The 19790-nt window shown below is 60.3% G+C and carries 17 protein-coding genes and 1 pseudogene; 7 read left to right on the top strand and 11 right to left on the bottom strand.

The genetic code is table 11. The annotated features are described in order from the left end of the window. Positions 1-163: 163 nt before the first annotated feature. Positions 164-1989 (top strand): annotated as a pseudogene (locus HJC00_RS19745) (ABC transporter ATP-binding protein). A gap of 54 nt (positions 1990-2043) precedes the next feature. Here the strand turns inward: HJC00_RS19745 and HJC00_RS19740 are convergent. Beyond that, positions 2044-3417, bottom strand: coding sequence for a class II 3-deoxy-7-phosphoheptulonate synthase (locus HJC00_RS19740; protein ID WP_210631078.1), 1374 nt, complete (start codon positions 3415-3417; stop codon positions 2044-2046). A 188-nt stretch (positions 3418-3605) separates the two neighbouring features. On the opposite strand from HJC00_RS19740, the gene HJC00_RS19735 reads away from it, so the two are divergent. Then, positions 3606-4895 carry a VWA domain-containing protein gene (locus tag HJC00_RS19735; RefSeq protein WP_210631077.1) on the top strand — a complete coding sequence of 430 codons (1290 nt, stop codon included), beginning with the start codon at positions 3606-3608 and terminating at the stop codon, positions 4893-4895. Positions 4896-4904: 9 nt separating this feature from the next. Here HJC00_RS19735 and gor read toward each other — a convergent pair whose 3' ends face one another. Then, complete coding sequence (gene gor / locus HJC00_RS19730; protein WP_221147597.1) at positions 4905-6290, bottom strand: glutathione-disulfide reductase; 1386 nt, start codon at positions 6288-6290, stop codon at positions 4905-4907. A gap of 202 nt (positions 6291-6492) precedes the next feature. Here gor and HJC00_RS19725 point away from each other — a divergent pair, with 202 nt between their 5' ends. Further along, positions 6493-6711 (top strand): hypothetical protein, encoded by a 219-nt coding sequence (locus HJC00_RS19725; protein WP_247241728.1) that lies wholly within the window; start codon positions 6493-6495, stop codon positions 6709-6711. A gap of 39 nt (positions 6712-6750) precedes the next feature. Here the strand turns inward: HJC00_RS19725 and HJC00_RS19720 are convergent, their stop codons facing one another. From HJC00_RS19720 to rpiA, 3 genes are all read right to left on the bottom strand, one after another. Then, positions 6751-7035: an acylphosphatase gene (locus HJC00_RS19720; protein WP_221164512.1), complete on the bottom strand. Its 285-nt coding sequence runs from the start codon at positions 7033-7035 to the stop codon at positions 6751-6753. A 94-nt stretch (positions 7036-7129) separates the two neighbouring features. Next, complete coding sequence (locus HJC00_RS19715; protein WP_210631073.1) at positions 7130-7687, bottom strand: DUF2059 domain-containing protein; 558 nt, start codon at positions 7685-7687, stop codon at positions 7130-7132. Between the two features lie 15 nt (positions 7688-7702). Continuing rightward, complete coding sequence (gene rpiA, locus HJC00_RS19710) at positions 7703-8401, bottom strand: ribose-5-phosphate isomerase RpiA (RefSeq protein ID WP_221147595.1); 699 nt, start codon at positions 8399-8401, stop codon at positions 7703-7705. A gap of 267 nt (positions 8402-8668) precedes the next feature. Between rpiA and HJC00_RS19705 the strand changes: the two genes are divergently transcribed. Then, entirely contained in the window at positions 8669-9373 is a 705-nt protein-coding gene (locus HJC00_RS19705; protein ID WP_210631071.1) for an HAD family hydrolase, read from the top strand. Positions 9374-9691: 318 nt separating this feature from the next. On the opposite strand, the gene HJC00_RS19700 is transcribed toward HJC00_RS19705, so the two are convergent. Together HJC00_RS19700 and HJC00_RS19695 are read right to left on the bottom strand one after the other, a co-directional pair. Further along, positions 9692-11593, bottom strand: a complete 1902-nt coding sequence (locus HJC00_RS19700) for a murein L,D-transpeptidase (RefSeq protein WP_221164511.1) — start codon at positions 11591-11593, stop codon at positions 9692-9694. Between the two features lie 75 nt (positions 11594-11668). Beyond that, a complete protein-coding gene (locus HJC00_RS19695; protein WP_221164542.1) occupies positions 11669-11998 on the bottom strand; it encodes a hypothetical protein in 330 nt (109 codons plus the stop codon). On the opposite strand from HJC00_RS19695, the gene fumC reads away from it, so the two are divergent. Continuing rightward, positions 11997-13388, top strand: coding sequence for a class II fumarate hydratase (fumC, locus tag HJC00_RS19690; protein ID WP_210631069.1), 1392 nt, complete (start codon positions 11997-11999; stop codon positions 13386-13388). The genes HJC00_RS19695 and fumC overlap by 2 nt on opposite strands. Positions 13389-13595: 207 nt before the next feature. On the opposite strand, the gene HJC00_RS19685 is transcribed toward fumC, so the two are convergent. Beyond that, positions 13596-14423, bottom strand: a complete 828-nt coding sequence (locus HJC00_RS19685; RefSeq protein ID WP_210631613.1) for a VCBS domain-containing protein — start codon at positions 14421-14423, stop codon at positions 13596-13598. Positions 14424-14676: 253 nt separating this feature from the next. On the opposite strand from HJC00_RS19685, the gene HJC00_RS19680 reads away from it, so the two are divergent. After that, positions 14677-16284: a fumarate hydratase gene (locus HJC00_RS19680; protein ID WP_221123385.1), complete on the top strand. Its 1608-nt coding sequence runs from the start codon at positions 14677-14679 to the stop codon at positions 16282-16284. Between the two features lie 132 nt (positions 16285-16416). Here the strand turns inward: HJC00_RS19680 and HJC00_RS19675 are convergent, their stop codons facing one another. Beyond that, positions 16417-16554, bottom strand: a complete 138-nt coding sequence (locus tag HJC00_RS19675; protein WP_221164510.1) for a hypothetical protein — start codon at positions 16552-16554, stop codon at positions 16417-16419. A 346-nt stretch (positions 16555-16900) separates the two neighbouring features. Between HJC00_RS19675 and HJC00_RS19670 the strand changes: the two genes are divergently transcribed. Then, positions 16901-17968, top strand: a complete 1068-nt coding sequence (locus tag HJC00_RS19670) for a GGDEF domain-containing protein (protein ID WP_210631067.1) — start codon at positions 16901-16903, stop codon at positions 17966-17968. 180 nt (positions 17969-18148) lie between these two features. Here HJC00_RS19670 and HJC00_RS19665 read toward each other — a convergent pair whose 3' ends face one another. Together HJC00_RS19665 and HJC00_RS19660 are read right to left on the bottom strand one after the other, a co-directional pair. Beyond that, positions 18149-18760: a pyridoxamine 5'-phosphate oxidase family protein gene (locus tag HJC00_RS19665; protein WP_210631066.1), complete on the bottom strand. Its 612-nt coding sequence runs from the start codon at positions 18758-18760 to the stop codon at positions 18149-18151. Positions 18761-18796: 36 nt separating this feature from the next. Then, entirely contained in the window at positions 18797-19771 is a 975-nt protein-coding gene (locus HJC00_RS19660) for an alpha/beta hydrolase (protein ID WP_210631065.1), read from the bottom strand. Between the last annotated feature and the right edge of the window lie 19 nt (positions 19772-19790).

Here is a 19790-nt window from a genome sequence, read left to right as displayed (position 1 = left end):
TGCCCATCGACCACACCGGCCCATCTCCTATCGTCACCGCGTTGAACCGGACGCCGTTCTCGGTGATACTATAGCCTCGATTTATTCAACCGCCGGGAGACTGAAATGAGAGCGACCCTGTCCAAACAGAAAGGAAACATCGCCCACAAGGACATTCTGCTTCATGCATACTCCGTTCTCCCGCGCGAGGAAAAGCTCGCGACGCCATAACCTCTTTCTGAACCTCTTCCGGGACGATTGGAACGCCGCCGACCGCGAGCGGCGCCGGTCGCGAATGCGCAAATTCATCTCCTATTACCGTCCGCATCTGCCGTTGCTACTTGCGGATCTGCTTTGCGCCATCCTCGTCGCCGGCACGGCGGTTGCCTTGCCGCTCTGCGCCAACATCGTCACGAGCCGGCTTCTTGCTCTACCGGACACCCCGCAGGCCTTCGCTCAGATCCTTGCGATGGGCGGTGTGATGCTTGCCGTTCTCGCGGTCCAGATAGCGGCGATCTTCTTCGTCGATTATCGCGGCCATGTCATGGGCGCCCGCATCGAAGCGACAGTGCGGCAGGAACTCTTCGAGCATTGCCAGAAACTCTCGTTCAGCTTCTACGACCGCCAGCGCACCGGCCAGCTAATGAGCCGCATCACCAATGACTCCCTCTGGCTGGGCGAGCTCTTTCACCACGGCCCGGAGGATCTCTCCATTGCCGTTCTGAAATATGGCGGGGCCATGCTGGTCTTGTTCTTCATCGATCCGCTGCTGGCGACTCTCATCCTGCTGCTCACTCCGGTGGCAGTGGTCTATGCGCTCTATTTCAACCGGCGCATGAACCGTGCGCTCGAAGCCAGCAAGCGGCAGATCGCCGCCGTCAACGAGCGTGTCGAAGATGCGCTCGCCGGCATCCGTGTCGTCCAGTCCTTCGCCAACGAGGCACTGGAACGGCAGCGCTTCGCCGCGCAAAACCAGCGTTTTCTGCAAAGCCGCGCCGAAGGCTACCGCAGCGAGGCGTGGTTTTCGGTCGGCACCGAAACCTTCGCCCAGCTCGTTACCATATTGGTAATCATCGCAGGAGGCTTGCGCATCCTGGCGGCGGACCTGACCGTCCCGGATATGCTGACCTTCCTGCTCTGCGTCGGCGTGCTGGTTGATCCCGTGCAGCGGCTCGCCAATTTCGTGCGCCTCTGGCAGGAAGGCTATACCGGCTTCATCAGAGCCATGGAAATCCTGGAGATCGATCCCGATATCACCGACCGGCCGAACGCCCGTCCGATGCCGGTGCCGAGGGGCGAGATCAGTTTTTCCGACGTCGCCTTCGGCTACGAAGCCGATGGTCCCAGGGTGCTGGAGCGGCTTTCCCTCACCATCGCCCCCGGAGAATTCGTCGCCCTGGTCGGGCCTTCGGGGGTCGGCAAGAGCACGCTCTGCGCGCTCATACCGCGCTTCTACGATATCGACGCCGGAGCGATCCGCATCGACGGAATCGATATCCGCGACGTGACGCTGGCCTCGCTCCGGCGCCATGTCGGCGTGGTGCAGCAGGACGTCTATCTCTTTGCCGGCACCGTCGCGGAAAACCTCCGCTACGGCAGGCCGGATGCGACCGATGCCGAGCTGGAGGCGGCTGCCCGCGCCGCCAATGCGCACGACTTCATCATGGCCCTGCCCAATGGCTATGATACCGATATCGGCCAGCGCGGCGTCAAACTGTCAGGAGGCCAGCGCCAGCGCATCACGATCGCCCGCGCCTTCCTGAAAGATCCGGAAATCCTGATCTTCGACGAGGCGACCAGCGCCCTCGACAACGAGAGCGAACGGGCGGTGCAGCAGGCGCTAACGGCCGCACCACCCTGGTCATCGCCCACCGGCTGTCGACAGTGCGACATGCCGACCGCATCCTGGTCCTGACCGGCGACGGCATCGTCGAACAGGGCACGCATGATGATCTGATGGCGCAGGGCGGTGTCTATGCCAACCTGCACAGCATTCAGGCGAGCATCTGAAGGCAACAAAAAACCCGGCATCGCGCCGGGTTTTTTATCACGTTTCCGGCTGGCTTAGCCGTTTGCAACCATGCGCTTCTCATCTCGGCCGCCCTTCATGCGCTCGGCAAGCAGGAAGGCGAGTTCGAGCGCCTGGTCGGAGTTGAGGCGCGGATCGCAATGCGTGTGGTAGCGGTCCTGCAGATCGTCGGCGGTGACGGCCCGGGCACCGCCGGTGCATTCCGTCACGTCCTTGCCGGTCATCTCGACATGGATGCCGCCGGGATGCGTGCCTTCGGCGCGGTGGATCTGGAAGAAGCTTTCGACTTCCGACAGGATCCGCTCGAAGGGACGTGTCTTGTAGTTGTTAAGCGTGATCGTGTTGCCGTGCATCGGATCGCACGACCAGACGACCTTGCGGCCCTCGCGCTCGACGGCGCGGATGAGGCGCGGCAGGTTTTCGGCGACCTTTTCGTGTCCGAAGCGGCAGATCAGCGTCAGACGCCCGGCCTCGTTCGAGGGGTTCAGAATGTCGATCAGTTGCAGCAGATCGTCGGCCTGCAGCGACGGGCCGCATTTCAGTCCGATCGGGTTCTTGATCCCGCGGCAATATTCGACATGCGCATGGTCGGCCTGGCGCGTGCGGTCGCCGATCCAGATCATGTGGCCCGACGTGGCATACCAGTCGCCCGAGGTGGAATCGACGCGGGTCAGCGCCTCCTCGTAGCCGAGCAGCAGCGCCTCATGGCTGGTGAAGAAATCGGTCTCGCGCAGGCTCGGGTGATTTTCCGAAGTGATGCCGATCGCCTTCATGAAATCCATGGTTTCGCTGATGCGGTCGGCAAGTTTGCGGTAACGCTCGCCCTGCGGGCTGTCCTTGACGAAGCCGAGCATCCACTGATGCACGTTTTCGAGATTGGCGTAGCCGCCCATCGCGAAGGCGCGCAGAAGATTCAGCGTCGCGGCCGACTGGCGGTAGGCCATGGCCTGGCGTTCGGGGTTCGGAATCCGCGACTCCTCGGTAAACTCGATGCCGTTGATGATGTCGCCGCGATAGGCCGGAAGCGTCACGTCACCCTGCTTCTCGACATTCGAGGAGCGCGGCTTGGCGAACTGACCGGCGATGCGGCCGACCTTGACGACCGGCAGCTGCGCCCCGAAGGTCAGCACGACGGCCATCTGCAGGAAAGCGCGGAAGAAGTCGCGGATGTTGTCGGCGCCGTGTTCGGCGAAGCTCTCGGCGCAGTCGCCACCCTGCAGCAGGAAACCATTGCCCTCAGCGACATTGGCGAGATGCTTCTTCAGACGGCGCGCTTCGCCTGCGAAGACGAGCGGCGGATAGCTGGCGAGAGTGGCCTCTGTTGCCGCCAAAGCGGCTGCATCGGGATATTCGGGAACCTGCAGGATCGGTTTTTGCCGCCAGCTGCTCGGGGTCCAGTTCTCTGCCATCTTACTAACCTCACTCACATCCAATCCTCGGATGCCCTGTCTTAATATCCGGCGGCTTATAGACCTTTAGATCAAGCTTGCAAAGGCCAATCACCGGCCGCTTTAAACCAGCATATACCATGTCGATTTCCCCATATTTCAGATTTTGCATGTAGAACCCGAAGGAGTTTCAACATTGGGGACATGTCATGGCGATCCTTCCGCCCGGCTTCATTTTGGACCGCTCGGGCAATTTCGGCATCATGACCGCATTGCTTATGGTGCCGCTCGTGGGTGCGGCCGGCATGGCGGTGGATGTGGCCCACGCACTGAGTCTGAGGACGCAGCTCTACGCCGCCGCCGATGCCGCTGCCGTCGGTTCGATCGCCGAAAAATCGGGCGCGGTCGCCGCCGCGATGACGATGAGCGGCAACGGCACGATATCGCTTGGCAGCACCGACGCCCGTAACATATTCATGTCCCAGATGTCAGGCGAGCTGACCGGCATTCAAGTCGATCTCGGCATCGACGTCACCAAGGCCGCAAACAAGCTGAACTCTCAGGTTTCTTTTACGGCGAACGTGCCGACCACCTTCATGCGCGTTCTCGGCCGGGATTCGATCACAATCTCGGGCACGGCGACAGCCGAGTATCAGACGGCTTCTTTCATGGATTTCTACATCCTGCTGGACAACACGCCGTCGATGGGCGTCGGCGCCACCGCCAAAGACGTCTCGACGATGGAAAAGAACACCAGTGACAGCTGCGCCTTCGCCTGCCACGAAACTCAAAACAAAAACAACTACTACAATCTTGCCAAGAAGCTCGGCGTCAGCATGCGTATCGACGTCGTGCGCCAGGCGACCAAGGAATTGACGCAGACCGCAAAAGCGACGCGGGTTTCCTCCAATCAATTCCAAATGGGCGTCTATACTTTCGGCACCAAGGCCGAAGATGCGAAGCTCACGACCATATCCGAGCCGACGGATGACCTCGACAAGGTGCGCACCTACACCGACGCCGTCGACCTGATGACCATTCCATATCAGGGCTACAACAACGACCAGCAGACGAGCTTTGACAACGCGCTGACACAGATGAAAGACATCATTACTACCCCCGGAGACGGCAGCACCTCAACGACGCCGCAGAAGATCCTGTTCTTTGTCTCGGATGGGGTCGGTGACAGCGAGAAGCCGAAGGGCTGCACCAAGAAACTCACCGGCAAGCGTTGCCAGGAACCGATCGACACCTCCTTCTGCAAGCCGCTGAAGGATAAGGGCATAAGGATCGCGGTACTTTACACGACCTACCTGCCTCTCCCGAAAAACAGCTGGTACAATACCTGGATCAGCCCCTTCCAGAGCCAGATCCCGACCAAGATGCAGGAATGCGCCTCGCCGGGCCTCTATTTCGAGGTGACGCCGACCGAAGGCATCGCCGATGCTATGAAGGCTCTTTTCCTCAAAGTCATCCGTGCGCCGCGCATCACCAGTTGAGAGTCTTGCCTAGAAGCGCTTTCCGTCGCGGATTCGATAGCTCGGCGCATACATGGTGACGAGCTCTTCGGCCGCTGTCGGGTGCAGCGCCATCGTCCGGTCGAAATCGTCCTTGGTGCAGCCGGCCTTGAGCGTGACGCCGAGCAACTGCGCCATCTCGCCGGCATCGTGCCCGAGGATATGAGCCCCCACAACCTTTCGGCTCGCAGAATCGACGATCAGTTTCATGATCATCCGCTCGGGCCGGCCGGAAAGCGTCGCTTTCAGTGGTCGGAACTGCGCGCGGTATACTTCGAGCTCACTGTGCCGCTTGCCCGCCTCTTCTTCCGACAGGCCGACGGTGCCAATCTCGGGCTGTGAGAAGACGGCGGTGGGGATGAGTTCATGGTCCGGCCGGGTCGGATTGTTCTTGTACTCGGTCTCGATGAAGCACATCGCTTCGTGAATCGCCACCGGCGTCAGTTGTACTCGATTAGTGACATCACCGAGAGCATAGATATTTTCGACATTGGTACGGGAATAATCGTCGACGATGATGGCGCCGCGCTCGTCGACGGCTACGCCGGCTGCCTCGAGACCGAGACCTTCCGTATTCGGATCGCGCCCGAGGGCCAGCATGACGACATCGGCCTGCAGCGTGCCGCTGTTCAGCGTCTCCAGCACCAGTCCATCGTCGGCCTTGGAAACCTGCCGCAGCGTATCGTGGCAGAGGATGCGGATGCCCTTGGCGACCATTGCCTCGTGCAGGCCCCGCCTCAGATCCTCGTCGAAGCGAGACAGGATTTCGGCGCCACGATAGATCAGTGTCGTCGCCACGCCGAGACCATGGAAGATATTGGCGAATTCGACGGCGATGTAACCGCCGCCTGCGATCACGATCGATTTTGGCAGTTCCTCGAGATGAAAGGCGTCATTGGAGGAAATGCAAAGCTCGTGTCCGGGAAGCGCGACATGCGGGTTCGGGCGTCCGCCGGTCGCGATCACGATCGTCTTGGCCGTCACCGTCTGCCCTGTTTTCACGAGCCGCAGCGTATGGGCATCGACGAGTTCGGCGCGCGTTTCCAGGATCTCGGCATTGGCGCCGGCGAGCCCCTTCTTGTAGAGGCCTTCCAACCGCGCGATTTCCGCATCCTTGGCGGCGACCAGCTTCTTCCAATCGAAGCTGCTTCGGCCGACCGTCCAGCCGAAACCCGCTGCATCCTCGAAGTGCTCGTGGAACTGCGAAGCATAGACGAAGAGTTTCTTCGGCACGCAGCCGCGGATGACGCAGGTGCCGCCATAGCGGTATTCCTCGGCGATCGCCACCTTCTTGCCGAGCGAGGCGGCAACGCGCGCAGCGCGCACGCCTCCGGAACCACCGCCGATGACGAAAAGGTCGTAATCATAGGAAGACATAAGAAGCTCCGGAAGGGAATCGCAGGAAGGACGTTCCTGATATAGGGGCGATCGTCACGAAAACAAAAGCCCCGCTCCCGCGTCTTCCTGTACTCCATTGCCGAATATTGGCCGGAATCTGACCCGGTCACCGTTTACGGTTGACCCCGTCGACGGAGGCTGGCAGGCAATGCACGAGACTGAAAGGATGCCGGAGCAAAAGATGGATCAAACTCTCTTCGCCAACCTGTGCAAGGCCGGCAAATTCAAGGAAGCGCTGAACCTCGCCATCCAGGGCCACGAGAACGAGAAATTTACGCCGAGCCGCTTTGCCATGGACAAGAAAACCGGACTGCCGATCTTCTACCGCGGCAACAAACGCGTGGAGCCGGATGAGACTGGCATGTGGCGATTGGCCAAGAGTTCCAAGGATTGGGGCTGATCGCCAGCAGCGTGTTTGGCTCTCGGGGATTTGCGGCCGTCAGCCGGTAACGCGGAAACCCGTCAGCATATCCTCAAGTTCAGCCGTTTCCGTCTCTATGCTTGAGACCGATGCCCCTGCAGGACCACGCTTCAAGCACTCCAACATCGTCGAGATCGCGCTACCGGCTCCGGCGATCAGAGCGGAGACGGATCCGTCCGCTTCATTGCGCACCCAACCCGTTACTCCGAGCTGCAAGGCCTGATCGCGTGTCCACAGGCGAAAACCGACACCTTGGACTCTGCCCGATATCCGCACTCGCACTGCCTCGTAATGATCGGACATGTAGCCTCACCAAGAGCTCGCCGCTATTGCCGGATCCATCATAACAAAAAAGCCCGGGCGATGCCGGGCTTTTGCAAATTCGATGAGGCAGGCCTTACTGCTGGGCAGCGGGAGCCGGAGCAACCGGGCTGTCGGTCGCCGGTGGCGGTGCCTTGATGACCTTGGACAGCTCGGCGTTGCTCTGCTTTTCCAGGTCGCGCGAAATGCCCTGGGCCCAGATATCCGCGGCCTTGGCTGTCTCGCGCGAGGCGACCGGGCCGTCCTTCAGCAGCTTCTTGCCGACGTCGGACGTGTAGAAGGCGGCGATCGCCTTCAGCTCATCGACCGTGAAGGCCTTGGCGTATGTAAGTGCTGCTTCCTTCTCGAGATCGCCGCGGCGCGGCGCCAGTGCCAGCGCCTGCGCATCAACGGTCGACGAGATGATGTCCTGGTAGTTCGGCGAATCCTGGATCAGGCCGGCCTTCAGGCGTTCGGCAAGACCGGGCAGGATATTGTCGAACTGGGCCGTAGCACCGATCGCGTCGATCGCCGCGCGCGCAGCCTTCAGCTGCTCTTCGGAAACTTCCTGCGCCTTGACGGCGGAGCCGAAGGCAAGACCGGAAAGAACCACGGTCGCAGCGGCAAGACGGCCAAGACCTGCAATGTTCATCATGAGTGTATGCTCCTGTTATCTGTTTGCCTGCAGCGTGCGCGCACCCGCAGGACCGGCAATGATCGCAAGTGCCGCCATATTGATGAAGAGCCCGTGTTCGACGACGCCGGGTATGGAATTCAGCTCGCTCGACAGCGCCTCTGCATCAGGAATGCGGCCAAAAAATGCATCGATGATGTGATGGCCGCCGTCCGTGGTAAACTCTCCGTCACCGGATTGGCGCAGGCTGAGTTCGCCGGAAAGGCCGAGCCGGGCCGCAACTTTTTCGATTGCCATCCGCGTCGAGACGAGGCCGAACGGATTGACCTCGATCGGCAGCGCAAAGGCGCCGAGTGTCTCGACCAGCTTGCTCTCGTCAGCGATGACGATCATCCTCTGCGAAGCCGCAGCGACGATCTTCTCGCGCAGCAGCGCGCCGCCGCCGCCCTTGATCAGCCTGAGCGCCGGATCGATCTCATCGGCGCCGTCGACCGTCATATCGAGAGCCGGCAGCTCGTCAAGCGACTTTAGCGGAACACCGAGCTCGACACAGAGGCGCGCCGTTCGTTCGGACGTCGGAACACCTTCGACCTGGAAGCCGCCTGCGACCTTCTCCGCCAGCAGGCGGACGAATTCTTCCGCCGTACTCCCGGTTCCAATGCCGAGACGCATCCCGCTTTCGACATGGGCGAGCGCGGCCTCGGCGGCCTTGATCTTCATTTCGCGGGCATCCATGCGCCGCCAGCTCCGAATTATTGCGTTGGATGTGCTGTTTACACGGCTCGCCTGGCAAACGAAAGTCAAAATCATCACGGAAAATGAAAAGCCGAAACAAACGCCTGCGGCCTTCCCGCTAATCCTCAGGCCGTTGCTTTCCGTCGCGCGATCGCCTACCTCAGGAGCAATATCATCGTTCTCGGGAATGACGCGTCTTTCCCAGGAATGACACCTCGTCGATCGAACGCCGCTCGCAAGACGCCCATCGCACAAAGAGGCAAACCCTTGACCCCTGCCCCCGCTCCGCTCGTCGTCTTCGATCTCGACGGCACCCTTCTCGACACCCATGCCGATCTGGTCGAAAGCCTGAATCATACGGTCGCAGCCCTCGGCCTCGACCCGGTCAGTTATGACGATCTTACCCATCTCGTCGGCCAGGGCGCGCGGGTTATGATCGAGCGCGCCTGCCGGCTGCGCGGCCATTCGCTCGCTGGAGACGACCTGCCGCTGCTGGTGGAACGCTTCGTCGCCCATTATGCAGGCAACATGCCCGGCCATACGGAACCCTATCCCGGTCTGGTCGCCGCCATGAACCGCCTGAAATCCGCTGGCTACCGCCTCGCCGTCTGCACCAACAAGATGGAGAGCCTCGCGCTCGGCCTACTCGACAAGCTCGACCTCCACAGCTATTTCGAAGCAGTCACCGGCGGCGACACCTTCCAATACCGCAAACCCGACGCCCGCCATCTCACCGGCACCATCGAGCGCGCCGGCGGCGATATTTCCCGAACCGTGATGATCGGCGACAGCATCAACGATATCGCCGTGGCCAGAAACGCCGCCGTGCCGTCGATCGCCGTGCCTTTCGGCTATTCGGATGTACCGGTCTCAAGCCTCGATCCGGATGTCATCATCACCCACTACGATGAACTGACGCCGGAACTGGTGGAGAGATTGCTGCGGGAGTTTGCGGAGAAGATTGCTGTTTGAGTTCTCCGCTCGCCTATCCTCCCTCATTCCTGTGCTTGTCAAAGGAATCCAGCCGGCTTCCGTCCGCAAGCCGATAAGACTTTAGAGTCGGGAACAATACGCGCGACTTGCTGGGGAGATCGCTGGCAGCAGCGGAACCATGTACCGACAGGCTGCGATTCTTCCGCCGCGTGGAAACGCGTCTGCTGGATTCCTGTGACAAGCATAGGAATGAGGGACGAGTTTGTGGCGCCAATCTGCCAAGGCTCACTACTCACAACCTCAAAAACAAAACGGGCGGCCCGAAAACCGCCCGTCAAACCATCACAAAATTAGGCGTCAGATCTGCGCCCCACGCGCCTTGGTCGTCGCATCGAAAGCCTTGTCGACATAGGCGTCACGGCCGTAGACGTCGTCGAAATACTCCACCACGCCATCCTTGTTCGGCCAGGCGGTGAAATAGGAGACGTAGACCGGGATCTTCTGCGGCACCTTCACCGCATGATTCTGGCCGCTCGCGATCTGCTTGGCGACATCGTCCGCCGTCGTGCCGAGCACGGCGGCTGCCATCGCGCGCGGATTGGCAAGGCGCACGCAGCCGTGGCTCAGCGCTCGCATGTCGCGCTTGAAGAAGCTCTTCGAGGGCGTATCGTGCATATAGATCGCGTGGCTGTTCGGGAACAGGATCTTCAGTTCGCCGAGGGCGTTATCGCCGCTTGGCGGCTGGCGCACCGAAACATTCGCGGTCGAGCCGTACCAGTCGACGCTGGACGAGGCGACAGCATGGCCATTCACCTCAACCTCATAACCGAGCTGATCGAGGTAGTTGGGGTCCGAGCGCAGCTTCGGCAGCATTTCGTTGATGATGATCGACTGCGGCACGCCCCAGAACGGGTTGAACTCCACCGTCTCGATCTCGTCGTTGAAGAAATAGGTCTGGTTGTTCTTGCCGCCGACCACCACGCGCATCGACAGCTGCTCCTTGCCGTCATTATGGTAATAGGCCATGTAGGCCGGCTGATTGATCATGACGTAGCGGGAACCAAGATCTTCCGGCAGCCAGCGCACCTGTTCCATGGCAACGACGAGCTTGTCGATCTTCGAGGCATTGGTGTCGCCGCCGGTCATGGCGCGCACCGTCGCCTGGCCGATGACGCCATCTGGCTTCAGACCGTGCTCTTTCTGGAAGTCCTCGACCAGCGAGACGATGTCGGGCGAATAGTCGCTGCCGCCGGCGTAGGCTGCAAACGTCGCCGCGTGATCAGCCTTCAGCGTCTCGGACCCGTGCTTCTGCAGCGCCTTGACGATATTGGCGATCTCGGACGAGCTGTCGCCGGGTCTGAGCAGCCCTTGGAGCGAAATGACGACCTGCTCCTCATTGCTATCAGCGGCGCGAAGCTTGGCGAGCTCCGCCTTCAGCGCCTCGAACTGCGGGCTATCGGGCGACCGGCTGGCGATATAGGCGCCGGCATTCGGGCTCATGCGGGCAAGCTTCAGCACCGGCGCCAGTTTGACCGCCTTGCGCTGGAAATCGTGATAACCCGAAATCTTGTTCGGATCGATGCGGCCGCGGACCGTGTCCTGCACGAAGGCAAGCACCTTGGCCGAAAGTTCCAGCTCGAATTGCGTCAGCGCCCGGTCACGCGCGGCAGGATCAGGATTGGCCGGATCGACCGCCGGCGCCTGCACGGCGTAATCGGCAGGGTCGAGGCCCACGGAAGCCGCATCGGCCAGCGCCGCCATTGCCGACTGGGCGCGTTCGCTGATCTGGTTGCCGTCGACCCAGACGAGCGGATTACGGCTATCGCTGTAATAGGTTTCGAGTGCCTTGGCGACGTCGGAATTGGCGCGAACCTTGGCCTGCGCCAGGAAACGGCGCTGCACCACCGGTTCGGAATCGCCCGCCGGCGAAACCTCAGCAACCGCACCAGTGACGATCGGATCGGCGAACTTGCTGGTATCGACGAACTGCAGGGCTTCGGTCTTGTAGGTATAATAACGCGGACCGCTCACCTTCGGCAGCGGCGCCTCCGGGTCAAGTCCGCCAAGCGATCCACCTTCGCCGCCACGCGGCGCCACACGCCCGGGCGGCATCTGATCCATGAAAATGGTGCTCTGGGTCCGCTGCCTGTCGCCGCGAAGCATATCCATCAGCGTATAGGCATGCGCGGGAGCGGCCATCATTGCCAGACCGCAGGAAACTGCCAATGCGGATACCGCGCTTTTCAAAACGAACGTCATATATATTCCAGTCCCGATGTCATGCTGTTCTCAGCTCAAATCCCGCGAAACTCAAGCAGCGTAGGGCCTCATTGATCAGAAACCGGCCTTCGCCGCCAGCGCCGGCGGACTCAATTTCATGTGAGAGGAATCCTGCGCGGCGCCGCACAGCAGTTCACACAAAATTATGAAATTATTAGTTAATTTTTTACCGAATTTTCGCCGCCGGACCAGTGTGGCAAAAACGCGCCGATGCATAAAATTTCCAACGTGGCCGAAAAAGCACGCCACCCGGCAGGCACAAACATGACTGTGATCATCAATATTTCGCACGGCATTCGGTTTTCTTGCTCTGGTTTCCAACCTATAAGACCACATCTTTCGAAGATGCCAGAAAACAGCATGTGACAGGAAGGCAAGGCTCATGACCGCAACCCGCACCGAAACCGATACTTTTGGCCCCATCGAAGTCGCCGCCGACCGATATTGGGGCGCCCAGGCGCAGCGTTCGCTCGGCAATTTCAAGATCGGCTGGGAAAAGCAGCCGCTGTCGATCCTTCGCGCGCTCGGCATCGTCAAACAGGCGGCCGCCCGCGCCAACATGTCGCTCGGCCAGCTCGATCCGGCGCTGGGCAACGCCATCGTCGATGCCGCCCAGGAAGTGATCGACGGCAAGCTCGACGACCATTTTCCGCTGGTCGTCTGGCAGACCGGCTCCGGCACGCAATCCAACATGAACGCCAATGAAGTCATCTCCAATCGTGCCATAGAAATGCTCGGCGGAGTCATGGGTTCCAAAAAGCCCGTGCACCCGAACGATCACGTTAATATGAGCCAGTCGTCGAACGACACCTACCCGACGGCCATGCACATCGCCTGCGCCGAGCGGATCGCTCACCACCTGCTGCCCTCACTGAAGCACCTGCATGCCGCCCTCGACATGAAGGTCACCGAGTTCAGCCATATCATCAAGATCGGCCGCACCCATACTCAGGATGCCACACCACTGACGCTCGGCCAGGAATTTTCCGGCTACGCCGCCCAGCTCGGCTCGGCCATCAAGCGCATCGAGATGACCCTGCCCGGCCTCTGCGAACTCGCCCAGGGCGGCACCGCCGTCGGCACCGGCCTCAACGCGCCGGTCGGCTTTGCCGAGAAAGTCGCCGAGGAGATCGCCGATATCACCGGCATGCCCTTCGTTAGCGCGCCGAACAAATTCGAGGCGCTCGCCTCCCATGACAGCATGGTGTTCAGCCACGGCGCCATCAATGCGGCGGCTGCCGCTCTCTTCAAGATCGCCAACGACATCCGCCTGCTTGGCTCCGGCCCGCGCGCCGGCCTGGGGGAGCTGGCGCTGCCGGAAAACGAGCCCGGCTCCTCGATCATGCCCGGCAAGGTGAACCCCACCCAATGCGAAGCCCTGACGCAGGTCTGCATCCACATCTTCGGCAACCACGCCGCACTGACCTTCGCCGACAGCCAGGGCCATTTCGAGCTCAACGTCTACAATCCGATGATGGCCTATAACTTCCTGCAGTCGGTGCAGCTGCTCGCAGACGCCGCCGTCTCCTTCACCGACAACTGCGTCGTCGGCATCGAGGCGCGCGAGGACAACATCAAGGCCGGCCTCGAACGCTCACTGATGCTGGTCACCGCCCTCGCCCCCAAGATCGGCTACGACGCCGCCGCCAAGATCGCCAAAACGGCGCACAAGAACGGCACGACGCTGAAGGAAGAGGCACTTGCCAGCGGACTGGTGACATCGGAAGAATATGACGCGATCGTGCGTCCGGAGACGATGATCGGGCCGAAGTAATCGGTTAAGGAGGTCTGCTCCTCTTCTCCACTCGTTCCTTCTTCTCCATGGTCGAAGCAAGAGGGAGCGGGCAAGCTTGGCACTTGCTCCCTCATTCCTGTGACGAGCACAGGAATGAGGGGGTGAGTAGGCGCCCTCATATTTCTTGCCATCGCGGTCGCCCCTGCTGGCATCGGACGGGGAACCCCGCACGACATCAGACAAGCCTCAAACCAACAGCGAAAAATTGTCCATCACCACAGAATTGCCCATGAAGTCGAAGCGGATTTCTTCGATGTCTTCGAGATTGACCTCGAGATTGGGCCCGGTAACCTCGAGCTCCTGTTGATAGACGATCTGGCCGTCGTTCAGGGCAGTGAGCGTCAGATGAAAGGGCGATGCCGACAGTTCGGCGATCGAGACGCTCTGAAAGGTGAACTCCCCGCCATCGACCATTTTCAAGCTTACGGGCGCCGAGCCGGGGGATAAAACGGTGTCGCTGAAACCGTCTTCGGTGATGGCGTCGACGCCCGGAATGGTATCGTAGACAATGCCGTTCAGAAGCGTCACATCGTGGCTGCCGTTCACGGAGAGCGCAAAGCCCCGATAATTGGGGAGAGAGAAATTATCCGCCCTCGATAAGACGCCCATATCATCGAAATCCAGGACTTCGTGGTATTTTTCGCCTTCGTTGACGCCGTCGATCGCAAGGGTCAACACGCCGAGGTCCGTGCCCCCCGAGCCGTCGGACATCTTGTAACTCAGTTTTTCGATGAGCTGATCGGACTTCCCTAAATTCTTCACCACATCCAGCGTGGTATCCAGCTCATATGTGAAGTGACCGTCAGGCTTCACCTTGAAGGTTCCGTACTTGCCCTGAATGATCGTTTCGTGGTCAGGCCCATGTTTGGCGTCGATACGGACGCCATTGACGAAGCGAACATACATGTCCGCACCTTCGGGATCGCTGGCGAGGCGCAGCAGATCGCCCCTGATCCAGTCATGTTCGAAAAAAACCAGAAGGTCGTCGACAGCAGTTGGCTTTGCATTTGTCATTGGAAGCCCCGGCAGGTTAACGCTGCCGAGAATATGAACTGGGCTTGAATTGAAGGCAACCTGAAGTCGGTTGTTTCGCGACAAATGTCGAGTTCGCCCTTGTTTCACTCTCTTATTGCGTGCAACGGGCGGGTTGCAAAACGTGGCACGACATGGCTCCAACTCCACACTCCGCCGTTCCCAATTGCATTTGCATCGCAGCAGATTTAGACCGGTTCCAATTTCAGCGACGCCCACCAGAAAGGTCACTTGGATGGCTGACGATCTCTTCCCCCTCGGCGAGGATGCCACCCCCTACCGCAAGATCAGCAGCGACTACGTCTCGGCCGACAGCTTCAAGGGTCAGGAAATTCTGACGGTCGATCCCGAGGGCATCCGGCTGCTTGCCGAAACTGCCTTTGCCGACATCAACCACCTGCTGCGCCCCACGCATCTGAAGCAGCTTGCCGCCATCCTCGACGACCCTGAAGCGACCGACAATGATCGTTTCGTCGCCTACGATCTGCTGAAGAACGCCAATATCGCCGCCGGCGGCGTGCTTCCGATGTGCCAGGACACCGGCACGGCGATCATCATGGGCAAGAAGGGCCGCAGGGTCTGGACGGAGGGCGGTGATGCGGCGGCGCTTTCGAAAGGCGTGCTCGACGCTTATGAAAAGAAGAATCTGCGTTATTCGCAGCTCGCGCCGATCAAGATGTTCGAAGAGAAGAACACCAGGAACAACCTGCCGGCTCAGATCGATATTTATCAGGAAGGCACCGACTCTTACGACTTCCTCTTCGTCGCCAAAGGTGGCGGTTCGGCCAACAAGACATTCCTCTATCAGGGCACGCCCTCGCTCCTGACCCATGACCGGATGATCGACTTCCTTAAGGAGAAGATCCTGACGTTGGGGACGGCAGCCTGTCCCCCCTACCATTTGGCGATCGTCATCGGCGGCACCTCGGCCGAGATGAACCTGAAGACGGTCAAGCTCGCCTCGACCCGTTATCTCGACGCGCTGCCGACCGAAGGCTCCGAGAGCGGGCATGCCTTCCGCGACGTCGAAATGGAAAAGGAAATCCACAAGCTGACGCAGCAGATGGGCGTCGGCGCCCAGTTCGGCGGCAAGTATTTCTGTCATGACGTGCGTGTCATCCGCCTGCCCCGCCACGGCGCCTCGCTGCCGATCGGCCTCGGCGTCTCCTGTTCCGCCGATCGCCAGGCCAAGGGCAAGATCACGCGCGACGGCATTTTCGTGGAGCAGCTCGAAACCGATCCGTCGAAATACATGCCCGAGATCGACGAGGCGAAACTGTCGGAATCGACCGTGCATATCGACCTCAACAAGCCGATGGCCGAAGTGCTCACCGAACTCTCCAGGCATCCGGTCAAGACGCGCCTTTCGCTGACCGGCACCATTATCGTCGCCCGCGACCTCGCTCATGCCAAGATCCGCGATCGCCTGGAAAAGGGCGAAGGCATGCCCGATTACCTGAAAAATCACCCGGTCTACTATGCCGGTCCCGCCAAGACACCGGCCGGCTATGCCTCCGGCTCCTTCGGCCCAACGACGGCCGGCCGCATGGACAGCTACGTCGACCAGTTCCAGTCCTTCGGCGGCTCGCTGGTGATGCTCGCCAAGGGCAACCGATCGCGCGCCGTGCGCGAAGCCTGCAAGAAACATGGCGGCTTCTACCTGGGTTCGATCGGCGGCCCCGCCGCCCGTCTCGCCAAGGACTGCATCCGCAAGGTCGAAGTGCTGGAATATCCCGAGCTCGGCATGGAAGCAGTCTGGAAGATCGAGGTGGAAGATTTTCCCGCCTTCATCGTCATCGACGATAAGGGCAATGATTTCTTCCAGGAATTGAATTTGGGATAATCGTCTGGTGTGGTCTTCGAAGGCAGATGAAGGGCAACTGACGGCTTGCCGTCAAGCCCCTGTCCGCCTGCCGGAGAAGGTGCCGCACGCCTTTCAGATATTTGCGCGCTCACTGAATATCTCCAGCGCTTGTCACATCTCCATCATCACCCACCCCAGGATCTCCGTCCGAATGCGCAAGGCGAGACCGGTGTGCTCCAGCAGCACGGCGCCCCCCTGCGAAGACGGTGAAAACGAGGATGGCGAAGAAATGGCGCGGGACCTTTCCATAATCTCACGTCCTGATTTTCTGGCAGTATTTCAGGTTTGCCGGTGAAAATTGTCATTCCGCAATATGCATACGAAATAGGAGACAACCAAACTTGCTGTCGACAAGATGAATACGATCTTCAACCAGAAAAGGTGTGTAAGTTTTTTAAATACGCCTCCCGCGCAACGGGTATACACTGTCCCGATGAAGATGCATTTTTCCATGAAGAATCAGAGACCTGCCTGAAGTATAGACCCACTGCGAAGTTTTCATATGTAATCTTTGGTATATATCGCTTTAATCTTTTCCCAAGAAATTTAAGCTAACAAATAAATATTGCCTTCGAAAAAATGAGGAGTTTGCCGGATGAATACGGCTGTCGCGCCCAAGGTGCAGGTTCCCGACGTAGCGGGCCAGATCACCTATGCCATGCGCTCGATGGGCGTTGCGCCGATACCCCGCAATTACGAACTCTTCTACGAAGCCTATATCGGCTCCAATCCGGCCCTCACCCGCGAACTCGCAGCTCTCGGCAGCCAGGCGACACAGGCCGAACTCGATGCGCTGGGCGCGCAGTATTTCACCAGCACCCCCGTACGCGTTTTCGACGATGCCCATACGCGCATATCAGGCGAACTCGACGGCCTGCTGCGGATACTGAGGCAGGAGCAAAGTTCGCTCGAAAGCTATACAAGGCTGCTCGGCGAGACTCATAAGCGCATCACCTCCAAAAGCAATGCCAGCGTCGAACTGATCGAAAGCGCTATCGAACTTTTGAGCCAGGCGACCGGCGATACCATGGCGCATGGCGAACGTACCGTCGAGGACGTTGTCCAGCGCTCGCAGGAGATGGACCAGGTCCGCAAGGAACTCGACGAATACAAGCGCATTGCCAACACCGATTCGCTGACGCGCCTTTCCAACCGTCGCGCCTTCGACGACCGGCTGGCAGCGGTCTTCAACAATCCCGGCATGCGGCCGATAACGGCCCTGCTGCTCGCCGACATCGACAATTTCAAGAAGATAAACGACACCTACGGCCATCCTGTCGGCGACAAGATCCTGGCCACCGTCGCTTCCGTCATCCGCAGCAATGTCCGGCGAGATGTCTTTGTCGCCCGTGCCGGCGGCGAGGAATTTGCCCTGATCATCGAGGGCAACACGGCCGAGGAAGTGACGGCGATCGCCGAACGCATCCGCCGCACGTTGGAAACCACGCCGTTCAAGAATTCCCGGACCCGGGTGAATTACGGCCCGATCACTGTTTCGATCGGCATCTGCATGGCCTCGAATGCCGAGGATGCCGGCGAACTCTACAGCAAGACCGACATCGCGCTGTACGGCGCCAAGCACGCCGGCCGCAACTGCATCGTCCTCTATCAGGATGGCATGCAGAAGGACTTCAGCAAGAGCTGGCTGATCTACAAGGCTTGACGCTGAACCCTCATGATAGGGCACGCTGTCGCCACTAGGTGACAACCCTTCTTTCGTCATGCTCGGGCTTGTCTCGAGCATCTGCCGCCAGTGCAGCAGCTCCTCGGCAAAGGCCAAGGATGACGTCGATTAAAGGGCGAGCTTTGTCAAAACTGCACCGTCGCAATGAGATGACAGTGTTTACCACATCGTCTTCGCCGCCCGTCCCGGCCATTCCCGGTCGTAGGTTTCCTGATCGAAATCGCTGACGGCGGCCTTCAGCATCTGGCCCGGCGTCGGCAAGTTCGCCGGATCGGTGAAATGCGCAGCGTTCCACAGTTCGGCCCGCATCACCGCTCGCGCGCACTGGAAATAGACCTCGTCGATCGAGATGACGACGACGGTGCGTGGATGTTTGCCGTCCATTTCGAAACTCGAAAGCAGTATCTCGTCATTTGAAACGACACCGCGGCCATTGATACGCATCGTCGTGTTCGAGCCGGGGATCAGGAACATCAGCGCAAGCCGAGGGTCGCGCACGATGTTGGAGAGCGAATCCACGCGATTGTTGCCGCGCCAATCCGGCAGATGCAGCGTCTCGTCGTCGACAACGCGAACTACGCCACCGAGATCGCCGCGTGGCGAACAATCGAGCCCTTCCGGGCCTACGGTCGCCAGTGCCGCAAACGGCGAGCTTTCGATCATCTGGCGATAGAGCGGCGTCAGCCGCTGGGTCACCTTGTCGACCGAGGCCTGCGACAGCCCGGCGCCATAGATCGTATTGAGCTCTTCGATGCTGCTGATGATTTTCATGAAGCGTCCCGCCGCGGCTGATCTTTGCCACGGACGCTACAATGCCGCGCGCCTCGCCGGAAGCTCAAAAAACGGAATGATCTCTGCATCTTTTTTGATGCTTTCGCCGGCGTCCTCGTCCGCGTCGCCTTTAAGAAAGGCCGCGATCGCACCGAGCACGGGAGCCGCGCCGACGATGCGCCGGTGACCGAAGCCGTTCGCCCAGAACAGCCGCACAGTCTCGCCCGCCGCGTCATAACGCCTGGCGTGGGCCGGCGACACCTCTTTGTCGTCCTCGGCGTGGATGACGAGCACAGGCCAACCAAGCATGCCGGCCGTCTCGCTAGCTTCGAAATCCTCGAGTCTCCGCCCAGTGACACGATGGACTTCATTCTCCAGCGCAGCCTGCGCAGCCGGGTGAAGCCCGATCATCCGGCCGAAATCGGTAAAGAGCCAGGCCATGTCGCTCGGCGCGCCGATCAGCACCAGTCGCTCGCAGATGGCCGGCGCCGCATCGGGAATCAGGCCTGCCGCCGAGACCATCAGTACTGCGCCCCCGAAGGAATGGCCGATTGCAGCGTCGAATGCACCGAACCGCTCTCCTGCCGCTGCGACTGCCTGGACAGCAAGTCCCATATGTAGGAAGCGCCCGCCCGCCCGCCCGTGACCGGGAAAATCGAGCGCCACCACCTCGGCGCCCGTCGCCGCCAGCACCGAAACGAGATCTGTCATATAGACGGCGCTCGAGCCCCAGCCATGTGTGACGAGGTAGCGCTTGCGCTGGCCGATTGGCCCTCCGTTCAGGCGATAAGCATGCGCCTTGGCGCCGCCGGCGAGCCTGAGCACGAAACGTTCCGCGCCGGCAAGCCGTGCCGCACCAGCAGCATACGCTGCCTTCGCCTTTTCGCCCGTCGGCCGTCGTGATGGTGTGCGGCAGAACAGCAGGAATGCCGCCCTGCCCGCCAGCCGCGGCGAAATCGTCTGCAGAAGCCGGAATCCGAGGCGGGTGACCTTAAGCGCGAAATTTGCCATAGTGGGAATCCAAAAGACT

It is taken from the genome of Rhizobium sp. NLR22b (genome assembly GCF_019685295.1).
In the GTDB taxonomy this organism is placed as follows: Bacteria; Pseudomonadota; Alphaproteobacteria; order Rhizobiales; family Rhizobiaceae; genus Rhizobium.
This window is presented reverse-complemented; position numbering and strand designations above follow the sequence as displayed.